Annotated in this window: 17 protein-coding genes and 1 riboswitch; of the genes, 9 read left to right on the top strand and 8 right to left on the bottom strand. The window is 70.6% G+C overall.

What is annotated here, in order from left to right; all coding sequences use genetic code 11:
• Nucleotides 1-274: 274 nt before the first annotated feature.
• Complete coding sequence (locus ACH492_RS12130) at nucleotides 275-1,495, top strand: DUF2993 domain-containing protein (RefSeq protein ID WP_398985417.1); 1,221 nt, start codon at nucleotides 275-277, stop codon at nucleotides 1,493-1,495.
• Between the two features lie 71 nt (nucleotides 1,496-1,566).
• Nucleotides 1,567-1,797: riboswitch (cobalamin riboswitch) on the top strand.
• A 151-nt stretch (nucleotides 1,798-1,948) separates the two neighbouring features.
• Nucleotides 1,949-4,264, top strand: a complete 2,316-nt coding sequence (gene metE, locus ACH492_RS12125; RefSeq protein ID WP_398985415.1) for a 5-methyltetrahydropteroyltriglutamate--homocysteine S-methyltransferase — start codon at nucleotides 1,949-1,951, stop codon at nucleotides 4,262-4,264.
• 94 nt (nucleotides 4,265-4,358) lie between these two features.
• Here metE and meaB read toward each other — a convergent pair whose 3' ends face one another.
• The 3 genes from meaB to mutA are packed head-to-tail and all read right to left on the bottom strand — an operon-like array spanning nucleotide 4,359 to nucleotide 9,443.
• A complete protein-coding gene (gene meaB, locus ACH492_RS12120; protein ID WP_398985413.1) occupies nucleotides 4,359-5,345 on the bottom strand; it encodes a methylmalonyl Co-A mutase-associated GTPase MeaB in 987 nt (328 codons plus the stop codon).
• 13 nt (nucleotides 5,346-5,358) lie between these two features.
• Complete coding sequence (scpA, locus tag ACH492_RS12115; RefSeq protein WP_398985410.1) at nucleotides 5,359-7,563, bottom strand: methylmalonyl-CoA mutase; 2,205 nt, start codon at nucleotides 7,561-7,563, stop codon at nucleotides 5,359-5,361.
• Entirely contained in the window at nucleotides 7,563-9,443 is a 1,881-nt protein-coding gene (gene mutA / locus ACH492_RS12110) for a methylmalonyl-CoA mutase small subunit (protein WP_398985408.1), read from the bottom strand. Before mutA ends, scpA begins: the two co-directional genes overlap by 1 nt.
• Before the next feature lie 210 nt (nucleotides 9,444-9,653).
• Here mutA and ACH492_RS12105 point away from each other — a divergent pair, with 210 nt between their 5' ends.
• The 5 genes from ACH492_RS12105 to ACH492_RS12085 all read left to right on the top strand — a co-directional run bounded on the left by ACH492_RS12105 (nucleotide 9,654) and on the right by ACH492_RS12085 (nucleotide 11,761).
• Entirely contained in the window at nucleotides 9,654-10,019 is a 366-nt protein-coding gene (locus ACH492_RS12105) for a VOC family protein (RefSeq protein WP_398985406.1), read from the top strand.
• A 127-nt stretch (nucleotides 10,020-10,146) separates the two neighbouring features.
• The gene (locus ACH492_RS12100; protein ID WP_398985404.1) at nucleotides 10,147-10,788 is read left to right on the top strand and encodes a DUF6629 family protein; all 642 of its coding nucleotides are present in this window, start codon (nucleotides 10,147-10,149) and stop codon (nucleotides 10,786-10,788) included.
• A 256-nt stretch (nucleotides 10,789-11,044) separates the two neighbouring features.
• Nucleotides 11,045-11,209 carry a hypothetical protein gene (locus ACH492_RS12095; protein WP_398985402.1) on the top strand — a complete coding sequence of 55 codons (165 nt, stop codon included), beginning with the start codon at nucleotides 11,045-11,047 and terminating at the stop codon, nucleotides 11,207-11,209.
• Nucleotides 11,210-11,213: 4 nt separating this feature from the next.
• The gene (locus ACH492_RS12090) at nucleotides 11,214-11,510 is read left to right on the top strand and encodes a WhiB family transcriptional regulator (protein ID WP_398985400.1); all 297 of its coding nucleotides are present in this window, start codon (nucleotides 11,214-11,216) and stop codon (nucleotides 11,508-11,510) included.
• A gap of 77 nt (nucleotides 11,511-11,587) precedes the next feature.
• The gene (locus tag ACH492_RS12085; protein ID WP_398985398.1) at nucleotides 11,588-11,761 is read left to right on the top strand and encodes a CsbD family protein; all 174 of its coding nucleotides are present in this window, start codon (nucleotides 11,588-11,590) and stop codon (nucleotides 11,759-11,761) included.
• A 124-nt stretch (nucleotides 11,762-11,885) separates the two neighbouring features.
• On the opposite strand, the gene ACH492_RS12080 is transcribed toward ACH492_RS12085, so the two are convergent.
• The gene (locus tag ACH492_RS12080; RefSeq protein WP_398985396.1) at nucleotides 11,886-12,380 is read right to left on the bottom strand and encodes an Lrp/AsnC family transcriptional regulator; all 495 of its coding nucleotides are present in this window, start codon (nucleotides 12,378-12,380) and stop codon (nucleotides 11,886-11,888) included.
• A gap of 73 nt (nucleotides 12,381-12,453) precedes the next feature.
• On the opposite strand from ACH492_RS12080, the gene ACH492_RS12075 reads away from it, so the two are divergent.
• Entirely contained in the window at nucleotides 12,454-12,936 is a 483-nt protein-coding gene (locus ACH492_RS12075) for a DUF2000 domain-containing protein (protein ID WP_398985394.1), read from the top strand.
• A 20-nt stretch (nucleotides 12,937-12,956) separates the two neighbouring features.
• Here the strand turns inward: ACH492_RS12075 and ACH492_RS12070 are convergent, their stop codons facing one another.
• A complete protein-coding gene (locus tag ACH492_RS12070; RefSeq protein ID WP_398985392.1) occupies nucleotides 12,957-13,928 on the bottom strand; it encodes an NADP-dependent oxidoreductase in 972 nt (323 codons plus the stop codon).
• A 159-nt stretch (nucleotides 13,929-14,087) separates the two neighbouring features.
• On the opposite strand from ACH492_RS12070, the gene ACH492_RS12065 reads away from it, so the two are divergent.
• Nucleotides 14,088-14,471: a winged helix-turn-helix transcriptional regulator gene (locus ACH492_RS12065; RefSeq protein WP_398985391.1), complete on the top strand. Its 384-nt coding sequence runs from the start codon at nucleotides 14,088-14,090 to the stop codon at nucleotides 14,469-14,471.
• 175 nt (nucleotides 14,472-14,646) lie between these two features.
• Here the strand turns inward: ACH492_RS12065 and ACH492_RS12060 are convergent, their stop codons facing one another.
• The 3 genes from ACH492_RS12060 to ACH492_RS12050 form a co-directional block, all read right to left on the bottom strand.
• Complete coding sequence (locus tag ACH492_RS12060) at nucleotides 14,647-15,585, bottom strand: ornithine cyclodeaminase family protein (RefSeq protein ID WP_398985389.1); 939 nt, start codon at nucleotides 15,583-15,585, stop codon at nucleotides 14,647-14,649.
• A 103-nt stretch (nucleotides 15,586-15,688) separates the two neighbouring features.
• Entirely contained in the window at nucleotides 15,689-16,573 is an 885-nt protein-coding gene (locus ACH492_RS12055; RefSeq protein ID WP_398985387.1) for a peptidoglycan-binding protein, read from the bottom strand.
• A gap of 27 nt (nucleotides 16,574-16,600) precedes the next feature.
• Nucleotides 16,601-18,175 (bottom strand): DUF6519 domain-containing protein, encoded by a 1,575-nt coding sequence (locus tag ACH492_RS12050; RefSeq protein WP_398985385.1) that lies wholly within the window; start codon nucleotides 18,173-18,175, stop codon nucleotides 16,601-16,603.
• Between the last annotated feature and the right edge of the window lie 33 nt (nucleotides 18,176-18,208).

Genomic DNA, 18,208 nt, shown 5'->3' with positions numbered 1-18,208 from the left:
GGCCGCCCAGGCAGCCGGTCGGGCCTGATGTGTGAGCCACGTGCCGGGAGTTGATTCCGGCCGGGAGCGTGTTCGGGTTCCTGGCCGAGCACCGGGATGCGTTGTTCCCGGAAGGTGTGTTCGCCGATATGTACCCGTCGTCGGACGGGCGTCCCTCGGTGCCGCCCGGCGAGCCGGCCCGGCAGACGGCGGATCGCCGAAATTTTGGCTCAAACCATTACGTACGCACGGTAGGACTTGCGTTCGAGGGTGGCTCGCGTGGTGGGATGAGCCGATGCGACCCCCCACACGCATATCAGCGCATTCACGAAATCCGTACGAAGAACTCGCTCAACTGGCAGACCCGGAACCCGATTACGCCAACTACGTCCCGCGGGACCCGCTGGAGCTCGGGCTCACCTCGGACCTCGACGACGAGGACGACTGGTCACCGCCCAACCACCGCGGGCAGAGCCGTCTCGCGGCTCTGCCCGCGGTGGTGAAGCTGACCGTCGCGGCGCTCCTGTGCACCGTCTGTCTGCTGCTCGCCGACCGGCTCGCGGAGGCGTACGCGCAGAGCAAGGCGGCGGACAAACTCCAGCAGTCGCTCTCACTCGCCACCAGGCCGGACGTGGACATCCACGGCTTCCCCTTCCTCACCCAGCTCATCGACGAGCGGATCGACCAGGTTGACGTCACCGTGCCGGACGTCTCCGCCGACCGCGTCTCGCTCGCCGAAGTGCGGGCCACCGCCAAGGACGTACGCATCGTCGGCGACGCCCCGACCTCGATCAAGGGCGCCGTCATCGGCAACCTCGACGGCGAGGTGCTGCTCTCCTTCGACGACCTCAACCGCGAACTGGGCGCCTCACAGCTCCGGTTCACCGGCAGCGGCGCCGACGGGGTGCGCGTGAACGGCGAACTGGCCATCGCCGGCCAGGAACTGCGCGTACGTGCCCGTGCGCACATCCGGCGCGACAACAGCCGGGCCCTCACCACCACCCTCGACGGCATGCAGCTCGACATTCCCGGTGTCGCCACCTACCGGCCCGGCAAGGACGCAGACCATTCGGGACTGCGGCTGCACCGCGAGACGGCCGAGCGGATCAGCCGCGAAGCAGCCCGCGCGAAGGCACTGCTGGCGGTGCCCGCAATCGTGGACCGGCTCGGAGTGTCCAAGGAGCAGGTGCGCCGGGCGCTGCGGAGCGAGGAGGAACTCCACCGGCTCACCGGAGCGCCGAAGTTCGCCGAGCGTCTGATGAAGGTGAACCTCGTCGATGTGGTGATCGCGCATCCACAGCTGCTGGAGAAAGCGGGCATCGACCCCGCGCTGGTCAAGGGACTGCTCGCGGTCCGGCCGCCGGAGCTCTCGGAGCGGCTCTCCCTCTCCTTCGAGCTGCCCGACTCGCTCAGCGAGCTGCGTCTGCGGGACATCACCGTGGAGCGCGACGGCATCAAGGCACGCGTGGCCGGATCCGGCCTGCGCGTCGGGGACGCCGCCCGACCGGGGAAGTGAGGAGGACCGGAAGCTGACACCCCCGCCCGCCCCCACCGGGGGCGGGGTGTCCCCTGCGAGGGGCAGCGCCTAGGGTGGGTCTCGCAGTTGGTTCGCCCTGCCCTCCAGGCAGGCGCGTCGCAAGAGGGAATCCGGTGGAAATCCGGAACTGCCCCGCAGCGGTAAGTGGGAACGACCGCCGTCATACGCACTGGATCCGGCACCGGATCCGGGAAGCGACGGCCAGTAGGTGCCTTCGTACGACACGTACGAGGAAGGCGTGCCCACAAGTCCGAAGACCTGCCACTGCCCGTGCGCGACCGACGTGCGCGGAGATCTCGGTGACCTCGTGGGCGGGTCGGCGGTACGGGCAGCACAGGCACAGGCGTGCCGGTCGCTGCTCCGGTTGCCGTTCCTTCGCGTTCCACGATCCCCTCCGGGGTCGCCTGACGAGTACTCGCGAAGGAGAGTTCCGTGACCAGCACATCCTCAGCCGCCGGAGCCAGGGCCACTGTCTACGGCTATCCGCGCCAGGGCCCCGACCGGGAACTGAAGAAGGCCATCGAGGGCTACTGGAAGGGCCGTGTCGGAGCCGACGCCCTCCGGGAGACAGCCGCTCAACTGCGCCGCGCCAACTGGCAGCAGCTCGCCGAGGCCGGCATCCATGAAGTGCCCACCGGAGACTTCTCGTACTACGACCATGTCCTGGACACCAGCGTCATGGTCGGCGCCATTCCCGCGCGCCACCGTGCGGCCGTCGAGGCCGGCACGCTCGACGGCTACTTCGCCATGGCGCGCGGGACCCAGGACGTCGCGCCCCTGGAAATGACCAAGTGGTTCGACACCAACTACCACTACCTCGTGCCCGAACTCGGCCCCGACACCGCGTTCACCGCCGACTCCGCCAAGCAGGTCGCCGAGCTGAAGGAGGCGCTCGCGCTCGGTCTCACCGCCCGTCCGGTGCTCGTCGGACCCATCACTTATCTTCTGCTCGCCAAGCCCGCGCCGGGCGTGCTCGCAGACTTCGAACCGCTCACCCTCCTCGACCGGTTGCTTCCGGTGTACGCCGAAGTGCTCTGCGACCTGCGGGCCGCGGGCGCGCAGTGGGTGCAGCTCGACGAGCCGGCCCTGGTCCAGGACCAGCCACGGGCCGTGCTGAACGCCGCGGCCCGCGCCTACCGGGAGCTGGGCAGACTGACCGACCGGCCCCAACTCCTGGTCGCCTCCTACTTCGACCGGCTCGGCGACGCCCTCCCCGTGCTGGCCAAAGCGCCGATCGACGGACTCGCCCTCGACTTCACCGGGCCTGCCGCCGCCAACCTCGGCGACCTCGCCGCCGTGGGCGGGCTGCCCGGCAAGCGGCTCGTCGCCGGAGTCGTCGACGGCCGCAACGTATGGATCAACGACCTCGGGAAGTCGACCGCCACACTCGCCACCCTGCTGGGGTTCGCCGACCGGGTGGATGTGGCGGCGTCCTGCTCCCTGCTGCACGTGCCCCTCGACGCGGCCGCGGAACGGGACGTGGACACACAGGTCGCGCGCTGGCTGGCCTTCGCCCGCCAGAAGACGGCCGAGGTGGTCACCCTGGCCCGCGGAATGACCGAAGGCGCCGGCAGCATCGCCGCCCAACTCGCCGCCAACCGGGCCGACCTGCTCTCCCGCGCCACCTCCGCGCTCACCCACGACCCGGCTGTACGGGCCCGCTGCGCGGCCGTCTCCGAGGCCGGCACCCGGCGCAGCCTCCCCTACACCGAGCGTGCCGCCGCCCAGCGCTCGCGCCTCGGCCTGCCCCTCCTTCCCACGACCACGATCGGTTCGTTCCCGCAGACCACCGAGTTGCGCACCGCGCGGGCCGACCTGAGGTCCGGACGCATCGACACCGAGAGGTACGAGAAGCGGATCGAGGCCGAGATCCGGGAGGTCATCTCCTTCCAGGAGAAGACCGGCATCGACGTCCTCGTACACGGCGAGCCCGAACGCAACGACATGGTGCAGTACTTCGCCGAGCAGCTCAGCGGCTACCTCGCCACCCGGCACGGCTGGGTCCAGTCGTACGGCACCCGCTATGTCCGGCCGCCGATCCTGGCCGGTGACATCTCCCGGCCCGACCCGATGACCGTCCGCTGGACCCGGTACGCCCAGTCGCTGACCAGTCGCCCCGTCAAGGGCATGCTCACCGGGCCCGTCACCATGCTCGCCTGGTCCTTCGTCCGCGACGACCAGCCGCTCGCGGACACCGCACGACAGGTCGCTCTGGCCCTGCGCGACGAGGTGAACGATCTGGAGGCCGCGGGCTCCTCGGTCATCCAGGTGGACGAACCGGCGCTGCGCGAGACGCTGCCGCTGCGGAAGGCCGGCCACGAGGCCTATCTGGCCTGGGCGACACAGGCCTTCCGCCTCACCACCGGCGGCGTACGTCCCGACACCCAGATCCATACGCACATGTGCTACGCGGAGTTCGGCGACATCCTCCAGGCCATCGACGACCTCGACGCCGATGTCATCAGCCTGGAGGCCGCCCGCTCCCATATGCAGGTTGCCGACGAACTCGCCACCGCCGGGTATCCGCGCGAGGTGGGTCCCGGCGTCTACGACATCCACTCACCGCGGGTGCCCAGCATCGAGGAGGCAACCGCACTGCTGCGCAAGGGACTTGACGCGATTCCCGCCGAGCGGCTGTGGGTCAACCCCGACTGCGGTCTGAAGACCCGCGGCTGGCCCGAGGTACGTACGTCACTGGAGCACTTGGCCGCCGCGGCCCGACAGGTCCGGTCCGGGCTGCCCCTTTAGAGCCCCGTGGGGGTCCCCCGGACGAAGTCTGGGGGATTGAGGCGCGGGGTCCGGGGCGGAGCCAGTTGCGGGACTCGCGCCCGCCCCGGACCCGCTACCGCCGCTGGAACGCCTCCAGAATGCGCTCGGCGGCCAGCGTCGCCGTCAACTCCCCGTTCCGCACCTGCTGTTCGAGCCCGGGCGCGAGCGCCCGTACCTCGGGATGGCCGTGCAGCCGGTCCCGCAGCTCGTCGTGGACCATCGCCCACGCCCAGTCGATCTGCTGGTCACGGCGCTTGGCGGCGAGCCGGCCCGTCGAGTCGAGGAGCGTCCGGTGCTGCTCAAGACGCTCCCAGAGGGTGTCGAGGCCGGTGCCCTCGCGTGCACTGCAGGACAGGACCGGGGGAGTCCACGCCGCGTCGGCCGGGTGCATCAGCCGCAGCGCACCGGCCAGTTCACGGGCCGCCGAGCGGGCGTCGCGCTCGTGCGGGCCGTCCGCCTTGTTGACGGCGATGACATCGGCCAGCTCCAGTACACCCTTCTTGATGCCCTGGAGCTGGTCACCGGTACGGGCCAGGCTCAGCAGCAGGAAGGAGTCCACCATGTTGGCCACAGTGGTCTCCGACTGGCCGACGCCGACCGTCTCGACGAGCACGACGTCGTAGCCGGCGGCCTCCATCACGATGATGGTCTCGCGCGTCGCCTTGGCCACCCCACCCAGCGTGCCGGAGGTGGGGGAGGGCCGCACGAACGCCGCGGGGTCCACCGCGAGCCGTTCCATCCGGGTCTTGTCACCCAGGATGGAGCCGCCCGTACGGGTCGACGACGGGTCGACGGCCAGCACCGCCACCCGGTGGCCGAGACCGGTGAGCATCGTGCCGAGCGCGTCGATGAACGTCGACTTGCCGACGCCGGGCACGCCGCTGATGCCCACTCGCCGTGCCGCTCCGGAGTACGGCAGCAGCTCGGTCAGCAGCTGCTGGGCGAGCGCCCGGTGATCGGCGCGGGTTGACTCGACGAGCGTGACGGCGCGGGCGATGTAGGCCCGCGATCCATCCCGCACGCCCTTGACATAGCTGTCGATGTCGATCGTGGGATGCATCCGGGGCACAGTCCTACAACTCGTGGCCGAGCGAGGCACCCAGCGTCTTCACCAGGTCCTGGGCGGCGTCCGGGATCACTGTGCCGGGCGGGAAGACCGCGGCGGCCCCGGCCTCGTGCAGCGTCTCGACGTCCTGGGGCGGAATCACCCCGCCCACCACGATCATGATGTCTTCCCGTCCCTCGGCGGCCAGTTGCTCCCGCAGCGCCGGTACGAGGGTGAGATGCCCGGCGGCCAGCGAGGAGACGCCGACGATGTGGACGTCCGCCTCCACCGCCTGGCGCGCCACCTCGGCCGGCGTCTGGAACAGCGGGCCGACATCCACATCGAAGCCCAGGTCGGCGAAGGCGGTGGCGATCACCTTCTGGCCGCGGTCATGACCGTCCTGGCCCATCTTGGCGACCAGGATGCGCGGACGGCGGCCCTCGGCCTGCTCGAACTCCTCGACCAGCGCGCGGGTCCGCTCCACCGCCGGCGATGTGCCGGCCTCGTTTCGGTACACACCGGAGATCGTACGGATCTGCCCCGAGTGCCGCCCGTACACCTTCTCCAGGGCATCGGAGATCTCACCGACGGTCGCCATCGCGCGCGCCGCGTTCACCGCGAGCGCCAGCAGATTGCCCTCCAGACCGGCGCCGCCCGGGCCCGCCTCAGCGGCGGCGGTCAGCGCGCGCAGCGCGTACTGGCAGGCGTTCTCGTCGCGCTCCGCCCGCAGCCGCCGCAGCTTCTCGACCTGCTGGGTGCGCACCGAGGAGTTGTCGACCTTGAGCACGTCGATCTGCTCGTCGGTCTCGACGCGATACTTGTTCACGCCGATGACCGGCTGACGGCCGGAGTCGATGCGGGCCTGCGTACGGGCCGCGGCCTCCTCGACGCGCAGCTTCGGGATGCCGGCGTCGATGGCCTGCGCCATGCCGCCGGCCGCCTCGACCTCCTCGATGTGCTGCCAGGCGCGCCGCGCGAGGTCGTACGTGAGCTTCTCGACGTATGCGCTGCCGCCCCAGGGGTCGATGACCCGGCAGGTCCCTGACTCCTGCTGGAGCAGCAGCTGGGTGTTGCGGGCGATGCGCGCCGAGAAGTCGGTGGGCAGGGCCAGCGCCTCGTCCAGGGCGTTGGTGTGCAGCGACTGCGTGTGCCCCTGGGTGGCGGCCATCGCCTCAACGCAGGTGCGGGTGACGTTGTTGAAGACGTCCTGTGCGGTCAGCGACCAGCCCGAGGTCTGGCAATGGGTGCGCAGCGAGAGCGACTTGGGGTTCTGCGGGTCGAACTTCTTCACCAGCTTCGCCCACAGCAGCCGCGCGGCCCGGAGCTTGGCGATCTCCATGAAGAAGTTCATGCCGATCGCCCAGAAGAACGAAAGGCGCGGTGCGAAGGCATCCACGTCGAGCCCGGCGCCGAGGCCCGCCCGCAGGTACTCCATGCCGTCGGCAAGGGTGTAGGCCAGCTCGAGATCAGCCGTGGCCCCGGCCTCCTGGATGTGATAGCCGGAGATGGAGATGGAGTTGTAGCGGGGCATCTTCTGCGAGGTGTACGCGAAGATGTCCGAGATGATCCGCATCGAGGGGCCGGGCGGATAGATGTAGGTGTTGCGGACCATGAACTCCTTGAGGATGTCGTTCTGGATGGTCCCTGCCAGCTTCTCGGGCGGTACGCCCTGCTCCTCGGCGGCCACGATGTACAGCGCGAGAACGGGCAGCACGGCTCCGTTCATCGTCATCGACACGCTCATCCGGTCCAGCGGAATGCCGTCGAAGAGCTGCCGCATGTCGTAGATCGAGTCGATGGCCACCCCCGCCATGCCGACGTCGCCCGTCACCCGCGGATGGTCGCTGTCGTAGCCGCGGTGGGTCGGCAGATCGAAGGCGACCGACAGACCCTTCTGCCCGGCGGCGAGGTTGCGCCGGTAGAAGGCGTTGGACTCCTCGGCCGTGGAGAACCCGGCGTACTGCCTGATCGTCCAGGGCTGGTTGACGTACATCGTCGGGTACGGGCCGCGTAGATAGGGCGCGATGCCCGGATACGTCCCGAGAAAGTCGACGCCTGCCAGATCCTGCCCGGTGTACAGCGGCTTGACGGGAATGCCCTCGGGCGTGTCCCACACCAGATCGCCGTCGTCCTTGCCGGTGCTCTCCTTGACGGCCGTGCGCCACTGGTCCTCAAAGACCCCGGACGTGTCGCCGGGCCCGAGCTCGATTCCTGAGAAGTCCGGGATCCGCATCACGCCACTCCGATCCGGTCGAGGGCGGAGGTGAGGACGGCGACCGCGTCGCCGCCCGCGACGACGAATTCGTCGACTCCGGCCTGTACATACGTCTCACGCTGCTCGCCGGGACGGCCCGCGAGGAACACCCGCAGTGCGCCGGCCGCCTTGAGCGCCTCGGCCACCGGCGCGGCCTGCTCGGCGTAGAGGGCGTCGCTTGAGCAGATGCACGCCACGGTCGCCCCGCTGCCGGTGAATGCCTCGGCGACCGAGGCCGCGTCGACGGTGACCGGGTTGTGGACCGCCTCGATGCCGCCTGCCTGGAAGAGGTTGGCGGCGAAGGAGACGCGTGCGGTGTGCGCGGCCGCGGGACCGAGGGCCGCGAGAAAGACGCGCGGCCGGGCGCCGGTTGTGACCAGATGCGCGTCCGAGCGGGCCCGCAGAGCCTCGAAGGCCTCGTCGCGGCGCACCTTCGGCAGTCCGCCGGAGGGCGGGGCGGGCGCGGGGTCGCGCTCGACCGGAGCCTGGGCGAGCAGCGGGAACTCGCTGACGCCGGTGACCGGTTCGCGCCGCTTGGCCAGGTTCTTCCTGCGGCCGTCCCAGGTGGCGCCGATCCGCTCGGAGATCAGACCGCCGCGCAGGGCGGCCTCCTGGCCTCCGGTGCGCTCGATCTCCTGGAACCAGGCCCAGGCCGCGTGCGCCAGCTCGTCGGTGAGTTGCTCCACGTACCAGGAGCCGCCCGCCGGGTCGATGACCCGGCCCACATGTGACTCCTCGAGCAGGATCGTCGAGGTGTTACGGGCGATGCGGCGGGCGAAGCCGTCCGGCAGGCCGAGGGCGTGGTCGAAGGGCAGCACGGTCACGGCATCGGCGCCGCCGACACCCGCGGCGAGCGAGGCGACCGTGGTACGCAGCATGTTCACCCAGGGGTCGCGCCGGGTCATCATCACCGGGGAGGTCACCGCGTGCTGGCGCTGTGCTCCGGCAGCGGGATCCGCACCGCAGGCCTCGGCGACGCGGGCCCACACCCGTCGGGCGGCGCGCAGTTTCGCGATCGTCAGGAACTGGTCGGCGGTGGCCGCGTACCGGAATTCCAGCTGGCCGCACGCCTCTTCGATGCTCAGCCCTCCTTCGCCGAGCGCCCGCAGATAGGCGACCCCGGTCGCCAGCGAACAGCCCAGCTCCTGCGCCGCCGACCCGCCGGCCTCGTGGTACGGCAGCGCGTCGACGGTCAGTGCCCGCAGCGCCGGCCACTCGCGTGCGCACAGCGCCGCCATCGCGATTGCGTCGGCGGACTCGAGGGCCTCGCCGGTCCGGGCCTCGTACCCCAGCGGATCGGCGCCGAGGTTTCCGCGTGCCGACTGCCTGGGCACGCCCCTCTCCTCGTAGAGCCGCAGCAACTCCCTTGCGGCGGCGTCGAATTCGGCCCCCGCATCGATGGCGACGGGCGCGAGGTCGAGATAGACGCCCTCCAGTGTCCTGGCGAGTCCGGAGACGGGAACCCCGGCCGCGCCGACGGACAGCCAGAGTGAGGTGACCCCGTTCTCCAGGTCCGCGAGCACGGCTTCGTTCGTACGCACCGGATCCGGCCGGTCATGGCGCTGGCGTACATCCCAGCCGGAGACAGCGCCGCCTTCGGGCCTGCCGCCCCTGGTGAAGGGCGCGAAGCCCGGATATCCGGCGCTGTCAGCGCCGTTGCGTGCGGTGTCCGCGGTGTACAGAGGGCGGGTGGTGAGCCCGTCCTCGAGGGACGTGGACAGCAGATCATCGGCCGCCGTGTCCGGGGCGTCCTTGCCTGCCTTGCGCAGCACGCCGGCCACCAGCCGCTGCCACTGCTCGTGGGTCGCATCCGGGAATTCGGCGGCCAGGGAAAACCCGTCATCGGGGAGGACCGTCATGCTCAGATGCTAGGTCAAGCCCACAAAGGTGCAGGAGGGGAGAGGGCTGTGACCTTGCACTCTTCGGGCGGCTCTTGATCCCTACGGAGTGATGGCCTATTCGGCTGCCGCGGTGCCGCGGTGCCGGGGCGGCCGTACGGTGGGATCGTCGGCCCTGGGAATCGTCAGCCCTGGGACGGACACCCTCCATACGGAAGGCGGGAACCCGCGATGGCCGGTGAGATCTCCTTCTTCGAACTGGGCGTGGGCGACTTCGAAGCGGCCCGGACCTTCTACGGCGGCCTGTTCGGCTGGACCTTCGAGCCGGGCCCGACCGAGGGCGGCGGCTATGCGATCCAGACGCCGAACGTCCCCGGCGGAGTGCACGGTGGCGACCCCGGCGCGAGCCCGTACCTCTTCTTCAAGGTCGACGACATGACGGCCGCGCTCGACCGGGTCCGTGAACTCGGCGGCACGGTCGACGACTTCGACATGGGCGACGACGACGAGACGATCGCCCGCTTCGGCCGCTTCAAGCTCTGTCACGACGACCAGGGCTCGCCCTTCGGCCTGCACGAGCCTCCGAAGAGCGGCTGACTCCTCGGCGACCGCTACGGCTGCGTTTCCTCCCGGTCCTGGCGCGGGACCCATTCCGTTCACGGATCCGTACGCCTTGTTGGGATATAGCTTGTCCGGCCCCCATTTCCCGTCCCTGGATGGCGCCATGTGCTGGAGTGCGACTGCCGACCTCGTGGCCGGCACCTGCATCTCCGCGATCGGCGTGGCGTGCGTCGCGCAGGCGCACCGGGCCCGTGATCTGCCGCTCGCCTCGCTGCCGCTGCTTCTCGGGGCCCACCAGATCATCGAGTCCGTCGTGTGGCGGTCGGGCGGCGGCCCGGGTCCGGCCACAACGGCGTGGGCCGTGATCGCTCTGCCCCTGCTGCCGGTGTGGGTGCCGTTCGGCGTACTGCTCGCCGCGCCGCCCCGCGTCCGGCGTCGACTGGTCGTTCCGGCCGCCGCCGGGCTCGCCACCGCCGCCGTCCTTGCGTACTGCCTCGTCACCCGGGGCGTGACGGCAGACGTCCGCGGTCACACCCTCGGCTATGTCCTGGACCTGCCGCGCTCCCCGCTGATCATCGCGGGCTATCTGCTGGCCACCGTCGGCGCCCTGCTGCTCGGCGGCGATCCGGTGCTGCGGCTGCTGGGAGTCCTCGCCGGGGCAGGGGCGGTGGTCTGCGCGGCGCTGTGGCGGCTGGAGTTCGTGTCCACCTGGTGCGCCCTCGCCGCCGTGGCGTCGGTCGTCATACTCGGCTGGGCACGGCGCCGGCCGGAGGGCAGAGCCGGACTCGTCAGCCGGCCGACCTGAGGAGCCCCGCAGCCGCGCCCGCCGCATTCGCCCGCGGGACGGGCGCGCCGTACGGATCGCCGAGCCGGCCCATGATGGGCGTGGCGACGCCGCCCGCGAGCAACGGACCCGGCGGACAGCGGCGGCCGCCAATTACGTGCAGTGTGATCGCTTTCGCCCGGCCCCTATTCCTGTATTCCTGCGCCGGTTTGACAGCTGTCGTAGGGGTACCCGAAGCCCCAGACAATTCCGCATATCGGACCGAGGAGGCATTCCCATGAAACCCGGCGGCAGCGCCGGCGTGCGCCTGGTGGTGGAAGACAAGACGAAGAAGGGCCGGATACGCACGTACATCCCGGCACGTGCGGAACTGCGTGACGGCGGCAGCGAAAGAAACAACGCCCCGGAACTGGAGAGCAATGTCGTCCGTGGCGAGGACTGAGCCCATGGCCTGGGCCCCCACGGACCAAGCCCCGGACAACCCCGGTCGCGACCCCATGGAATGGCTACGGGAAGCCGCTTGCGTGGACGAAGACCCGGATCTGTTCTTCCCTGTCAGCACCACCGGCTCGGGGGCCGAGCAGGTCGACCGGGCCAAGAAGGTGTGCCGCCGCTGCCCGGTCACGGACCGGTGCCTCGACTGGGCGCTGAGGACCGGACAAGGGACCGGCGTGTGGGGCGGCACGGAGCCGTCGGAACGCCGCGGCGCGCGGGGTCGGCGTTCCTGGGCGAGGGTCACATAAAGTGCCCGATTGCGAACATTGGGTGACGGGCGCAATGTGGATGAGTCAGTCAAACCTCCACGGTGAAAGGAACCGTCATGAGCAAGAGCAAGGCCAAGGCCAAGCAGATGAAGGGCAAGCTCAAGGAGACCGCGGGCGACGCCATGGACGACAAGCGCATGCAGGCCGAAGGCCGCGGTGAGCAGATGACGGGCAAGGCCCAGGAGGCCGCGGATAAGGCCGGCGATCGGATCAAGAAGTCCGGACGGTAGTCCGGCAGGCCGGAAGAACCACGCACGGGCCCCGTTCCTGTGCCGCTGTGCCGACGCTGTCGCGTCCGTACGGCTGCCAGGGCGAGGCCCGTGGGCCGTTCCGTGGGCGGAGCCTGTCGCGTGCTCAACGGCCGCGGCGCGCCGTGTCCCGTCGCTGGCCGGCCGGCGCCGTGATGGACCGGGACTGCACATGTTCGTAGACCATTGTCGACTGCACGTCCGCGACCTCGCGGCGCTCGGTGAGCCGGTCGATGACGAAGGCATACAGCCCGTTGACGTCCGGGACCGCGACATGGATGAGGAAGTCGTACGGTCCCGATGTGACGAACAGGCCGATGGTCTCCGGGAGTTGGGCCGCCCACTCGCGGAAGCCCTCGATGACCGGGCGTGACGGCGGCCTGATCCGGACCGAGATCAGCGCCTGCACCGGGCGGCCGACCGCCTCCAGGTCCAGGGCGGCGTGAAAGCCGCTGATGACGCCGCGCTCGCGCAGCGCCTTGACGCGCTCCAGTGAGGTGGAGGGAGAGACCCCGGTCCTGGCCGCCAGATCGCGGTTGGTCTGCCGTGCATCGTGCTGCAGCTCCCGCAGCAGAGCCCAGTCGAGCGCATCAAGTTCCATGGAATCGATCCTCAGCCTTATGAAGTTCGCCGAAGCTCCACATCGTACGCACTATTGCCTAGCGTTCTGAGGCATGACCGCACAGAGTGACGCGGCTGTGCCACAGCTGCCCCATGAAGAAGTACGTACCGATCTGCCCACCCGCGAGGCCAGGCTGAAGTGGGTCATCGTCGTCGACGAGCAACTGCCCGCCGGGCGTGCGGTGAACGCCGCCGCCTGCATGGCGGCGGCCGTCGGCAAGGCCCTCCCGGATCTGCTCGGCGGCCACGGCCACGACGCGTCGGGCCATGTTCACCCGGGGCTGCCCTGGGCGGGCTGCTCGGTGCTGGCCGCCGACGCCGCCACCGTCCACGCCCTTCGGGAGAAGGCCGCGGCAAAGGCCGGGATCTTCATCGTCGACATGCCCGAACCCGCCCAGAGTTCCCGGGTCTACGACGAGTACCTCGACCGCCTCGCCGGCACGAAGCACGAGGACCTGACCTACCACGCGGTGAGCCTCGTCGGCCCGCGCAACCAGGTGAGCAAGCTCGTCGGGAAGCTCTCTCTGCTGCGCTGAGTCCGCCTCGGCTCGTTTGCTCAGTCGGTCACCCGCAGCACGAGCTTGCCCCGGGTGCGGCCTTCCTGGCCCCGGCGGTGCGCCTCCGCGGCCTCGGCCAGCGGCAGTACGGCCTCCACCTCGACGCTCACCGCGCCGCTGTCGACCAGTCCGGCGATCCGGGCGAGCGACGGACCGTCCGGCTCCACCAGGTAGGCGCTCGCCCGCAGCCCCTGGGAGCGGGCCGTCGCCAGGAGCTCGGGGGAGATGCCGGACGGCACGGCGATGATCGTGCCGCCGGGGCGCAGCGTCTTGAGCGACCGGGTGCTCGTGCTGTCCTGCCCGTCACCGACCAGATCGATGACGACGTCGACGTCGCGCACCGCGTCCTCGAAACGGACCGCGGTGTAGTCGACCAGCTCGTCGGCGCCGAGCGAGCGTAGCCAGTCGTGCTTCGCCGCCCGCGCCGTGCCGATGACATGCGCGCCGAGGTGCTTGGCGAACTGCACGGCGAAGTGCCCCACACCGCCCGCCGCCGCGTGGATCAGCACGCGCTGTCCGGCCTCGACGTGCGCGGCGTCGACGAGCGACTGCCAGGCGGTGAGCGCGGCAAGCGGCATCGCGGCGGCCCGGTCGTGGTCGAGCCCGGTGGGCTTGCGGGCGAACTGGCGCGAGGGCGCGGTCACATACTCCGCGTACGCACCGGCCTGACGCGGGAACCGCGGCATGCCGTACACCTCGTCACCGACCTCGAGCGTGTGGACACCGAAGCCGACCTCCTCCACGACGCCGGAGACGTCCCAGCCCAGGACGAATGGCGGCTCTCCCAGAACACCGGCCATGCCGCCGCCCTCACGGGTCTTCCAGTCCACCGGGTTCACGCCGGCGGAATGCACCCGCACCAGTACCTCGGTGGGCAACGGCTCGGGCCGCGGCACCTGTGCGAGCCGCAGCACTTCGGGGCCGCCAAGGGTGTCCTGGGTGATCGCGCTCATGGTCGGACGGCTGCTCATGTCGGGTCTCCTGCGGTGTATGCCGGGCGTGCGGACGCACCGCCCGGCCGGTTGATCATCGACACCCGAGAAGCTACCCGCGGGGTAGTGGTAACCCGCAAGGGACACTACTATCCATCGGGAAGTATTGAGGTCATAGTCGCGTAGGAGGCACTCTTCATGTCCGTTCTGTGTACGACGGGCCAGCACGCCGACCACGATGTGTTCGCGGCGCAGTGCCCGTGCCGCGACGTACTCGACGTGCTGGCGAGCAAGTGGTCGGCGCTCGCCATCGGCGCTCTGGAGGAGGGGCCGCAGCGCTTCGGCTCGCTGCAGCGGCGTCTCCAGGGCGTCAGTCCCAAGGTGCTGACCAACACCCTGCGCAGGCTTGAGCTCCATGGTTTCGTCGACCGCACGGTCCATCCGGCCGTCCCGCTGCACGTCGAGTACGAACTGACAAAGCTGGGGCGCGGGGTCGCCGAGCCGCTCGGTCAGCTGCGCGGCTGGGTCGAGGTCCACCTCGACGAGATACGGTCGGCCGCCGACGCACCTGCCTGCGACTGATCAGTCGGCCGCCGGGACATCAGCGGCTTCAGCGGCCCGCAGGCGTCGCGAACGGTATCGGCGGCGCGGCTCCCGGCCGAGACGCGGCGGTGTGCGGATGCGTCCACAGGCCACGCGCCCGCAGCAGCGGCAGGCGGAGGGCCCGGTACCACATCTGTGTCGAACTCCCCAAGATCTAGCGGGCCTCGTACACGACCCCGGCGACGACCAGGTCCTCCCAGGCCATGCCGACGCTCTTGAACAGCCGGGGCCGCGAGACGTCGGCCTCCGCCGTGCCGCGGGCCAAGTCCGCGAGACCCACGAGGGACTCGGGATCCAGCGCACCCGACTGGACCGCGAGGATGATGTCACCGGCCTCGCGCAGCGCCGCGGCGCGCGCCTCGACCACCACCGTCGAGCGGCGCACCGTCTCGTCGTCGACCTCGCGCGCCTGCGGCTCGTGGGAGCCGACGGCGACGACCGTCGCATGCGCGGGCAGCGCCGATCCGTCGAAGAGGGGAGTACGGGCGGTGGTGCAGCAAGCCACCAGATCGGCCTGCGCCACCGCGTCCGCCGTACCCGCCTCGACCACCGGTGCCGAATCCGGCCCCGAATCCCCGTACCGCTGAAGGAAGGCGGCGAGACGGTCGAGGTCGCGGCCGACGACCGTGATGTGCCGGATCGGGCGAACGGCCCGCAGCGCCTCGACATGGCTGTGTGCCTGAGGGCCGGTGCCGAAGACGACCAGGCGCTCGGCCCCCGGCACGGCGAGCAGGTCGGCCGCGGCCGCCGAGACCGCGGCGGTACGGATGGCGGTCAGCGCGACACCGTCCAGCACGGCCAGCGGGCTGAGCGTCTCGGCGTCCAGCAGCAGGTAGGTGCCCTGAATGCGGGGGAGTCCGAGCGCAGGGTTGCCCGGCGCCACCGTGGCGATCTTGACGCCCGCGTAGCGGCGGGAGTGCGAGGGCATCAGCAGCAGCTGTCCGTGGCTGACCGGGACCACGGAGCGGGCCGGGTCGGTCTCCGGGTCGAACCCCTCGCACAGTGCGTCCTGGAGTGCGGCGATCGCGGCAGTCATGGAGAGGGCCTCGCGTACTTCGTCGGCCCCGATGACCGTTGTCGCACCCTTGCCCATCTGCCCTCCAGCGCCCGGTGAGTGAAACGCTACAGGGCACGCACCGGCCGGGCGGCTCCTCGTCCACGGACAGGACCGCCCGGCCGGTGACACACCGAGCACGTCAGACGTTGGGCACCCTGAGTCTGTCCCAGCTCGACTTTCCCGGAATGCCGTCGGCGTCGCTGCCCGTGAAGCCCAGCTTGCGCTGCCATGCGGCGTACGACTTGCGGTCGGCCTCCGACCAGTCCGGGCTCGGCCCCACTTCGTACCGGCCGCAGCCCTCTGCCACCAGCCGCTTTCCCATCGCCGTGATGATCGGGCTGCGCCGGCCCGGCGCGAAGAACGCGGCGCCGGGGAACGGCTCGTACTTCGCCGGGGGCTTGGGGGCGGGCGGCTTGGCCGGGCCGTCCGGCTTGCCGCCGAGCCGGGCTTTGATCCGGGCGCGCATCGAGTCCATCGTGAACCCGCGCGGGTCGATCTTCCCCGGCTGCCACTCCTTGTGGCCGATCACCGAGCGATACGACCAGCCGTGCGCCCGGCAGATCGCCGCCGAGGCCTTCTCGATCGCCTCCAGCTGAGCCGCCGGCCACGGGTCCTTGCCATTGCCGAGGTTGACGCACTCGAAGCCGTAGAAATACCGGTTGCCGTCGGTGTTGGCCTCGTTGTCGGCAGGCAGCGCCGTCTCGTTGATCACTGCGCGCAGGACGTCGTCGTCGCCGAGTCCGGCGTGGTTGGCCCGGCCGTTGCCGACCATGTGGATCGTGCCGTCCTTGGCGATCACCCCGTGACACAGCGGGCCCGGCAGGCTGGAGTGGCCGTTGTAGCAGATGTCCACGGAGTTCTGGGTGCCGGAGGTCACCGTGTGATGGATCATCACCCCGTGCATGGGCCCCCAGGGGCCCTTGTGATTGCGGTTGTGCGTGCGCCAGCTCCGGTGCTCGACGACCTGCAGCCCTTCGTCACGCAGGACCTTGAGCAGTTTGGAGGCGGACAGAGGCGTTGCCATCGTGGTGCTCCCTTCCCAGGTAGTACGTCAGTTCTCGGGCTGTCGTTCGACGTCCTGCCCGGTCGGCTGCGAGCCGGAACCGTCCGGCGCCGCGCTCTCGGCCGCCGCGGCCTCCGCCTCGAATGTGGCCTCCGCCTCCAGCGCCTGTGCGTCGGCGGCCGGGATGGCGGCCGCCAGCGGCCCGAACGCCAGCCGCAGATCCGCCACCGAGCCCTCACCCAGCACCCAGGCCAGCGGCGCGTAGTGCACCTGATTCCCGGCCGGGGCCTGCAGCAGCGGCCGGCGCGCCGCGTCCGTCGGCCACTCGACATTGCCCGTCGCCGTACGCGCCACAACCGTCCAGAAGTCGCCAGGACGGTACGTCTTGCCCGGCTCGAAGTACACGAACACGCCGTCCTCCAGCGGCAGCCAGCCACCCTCCTCGATCCGCAGCGCGCCGCCCCGCAGCTTCGCGGGGCCCTGCTTCGTACGGCTCGAACCGCTCCGGGAACCCGACCGGTGGTCCCAGCGCCGCAGGAACGGGTACAGCTCGGGACGCCGCCCGACCGACGGGTCCGGCTCGCCCGACAGCCGCACCCGGCGGCCCGGCAGGTCGACCTCCTCGACCCGCAGCAGCGGCACCGGCTCGCCGCGGCTGATGTAGGCGGTGTCCACGAACTCGACCCAGTCACCGACGTTCAGATCGAGCTTGTCGTCGCTGCCCAGGGACGCCAACTCCACCCAGGTGCCGTCGAGTTCGTCGACCGGGAAGGTCACCGAGCCGTTCTCCCGCGACCACTTGAAGGTCGCGTCCTTGGCCACGCCGCCCTCGTGGATCTCCACCCGGTACAACTGGTTCTCCTGGCCCCGGTAGCGGGCATCCGGCTTCACCAGGCACGGGTCCTCGTCCGCATGCTCGGGTCGCTCGCTGCGCGCCGCCATCCGCGCGCTCGGCGCCTGCGCCGCCGCCCACTTGGCGAACGCCGCGCGGACCTGGTCCTTCGTCGCGCCGTCGTCCAGCTCCAGCTGGGAGCCGGGCAGCGGCAGCACCTGCCAGACGATCTTCAGCCGGGCCGCGGTGTCGGGCATCGCGGAGCCCAGCGCCACCTCGCGCAGCAGCGGGTCCTCGGCCGCGGTGACCGAGCGCTCCCAGACCTTCAGATAGGCCAGATACGGGAATTGGGTGGGCAGCCGGTCGCCGGGGCGCTCCGGGTCGCGGTGGCCGTCCGGCTGGTCCCAGTACGTCCAGGTGGCCGGCGTCTGCGCCTCGGCGGGCGTGTCCTTCTCGCCCTCCTCGGCCACATGCCCGTCGTCCACCACCGGGACGCCCGCCTGCGGGCGCGTCGCGTCCAGCAGGATGCCGTCCACGTAGTAACGGCCGCCGCCGATGGAGAGGTCGTCCAACTCCCGGCTGCCGCCCAGGAAGTGCAGTTCGAAGCCGGTCGCGCCGCGCGGCCCGCCGTGCTGCCCGATCAGATCGGCGGCGGTGGTACGGGCCTGCACCAGCTGGATCGCGGTCTGCTCATTGGCGTCTGCGTCGAGCTGGACACGGCCCTGCTGTGCGATCACCGCCGAGTAGTGCCGGTCCGGCCGGAAGGTGATGCGGGAGATGTCAGCGTGCATGGGAAGGGGTCCCCCTCGGAAGTTCGGCAGTCG

Origin of the sequence: Streptomyces sp. NPDC019443, from assembly GCF_044389785.1 — a bacterium.
Classification (GTDB): Bacteria; Actinomycetota; Actinomycetes; order Streptomycetales; family Streptomycetaceae; genus Streptomyces.
This window is presented reverse-complemented; position numbering and strand designations above follow the sequence as displayed.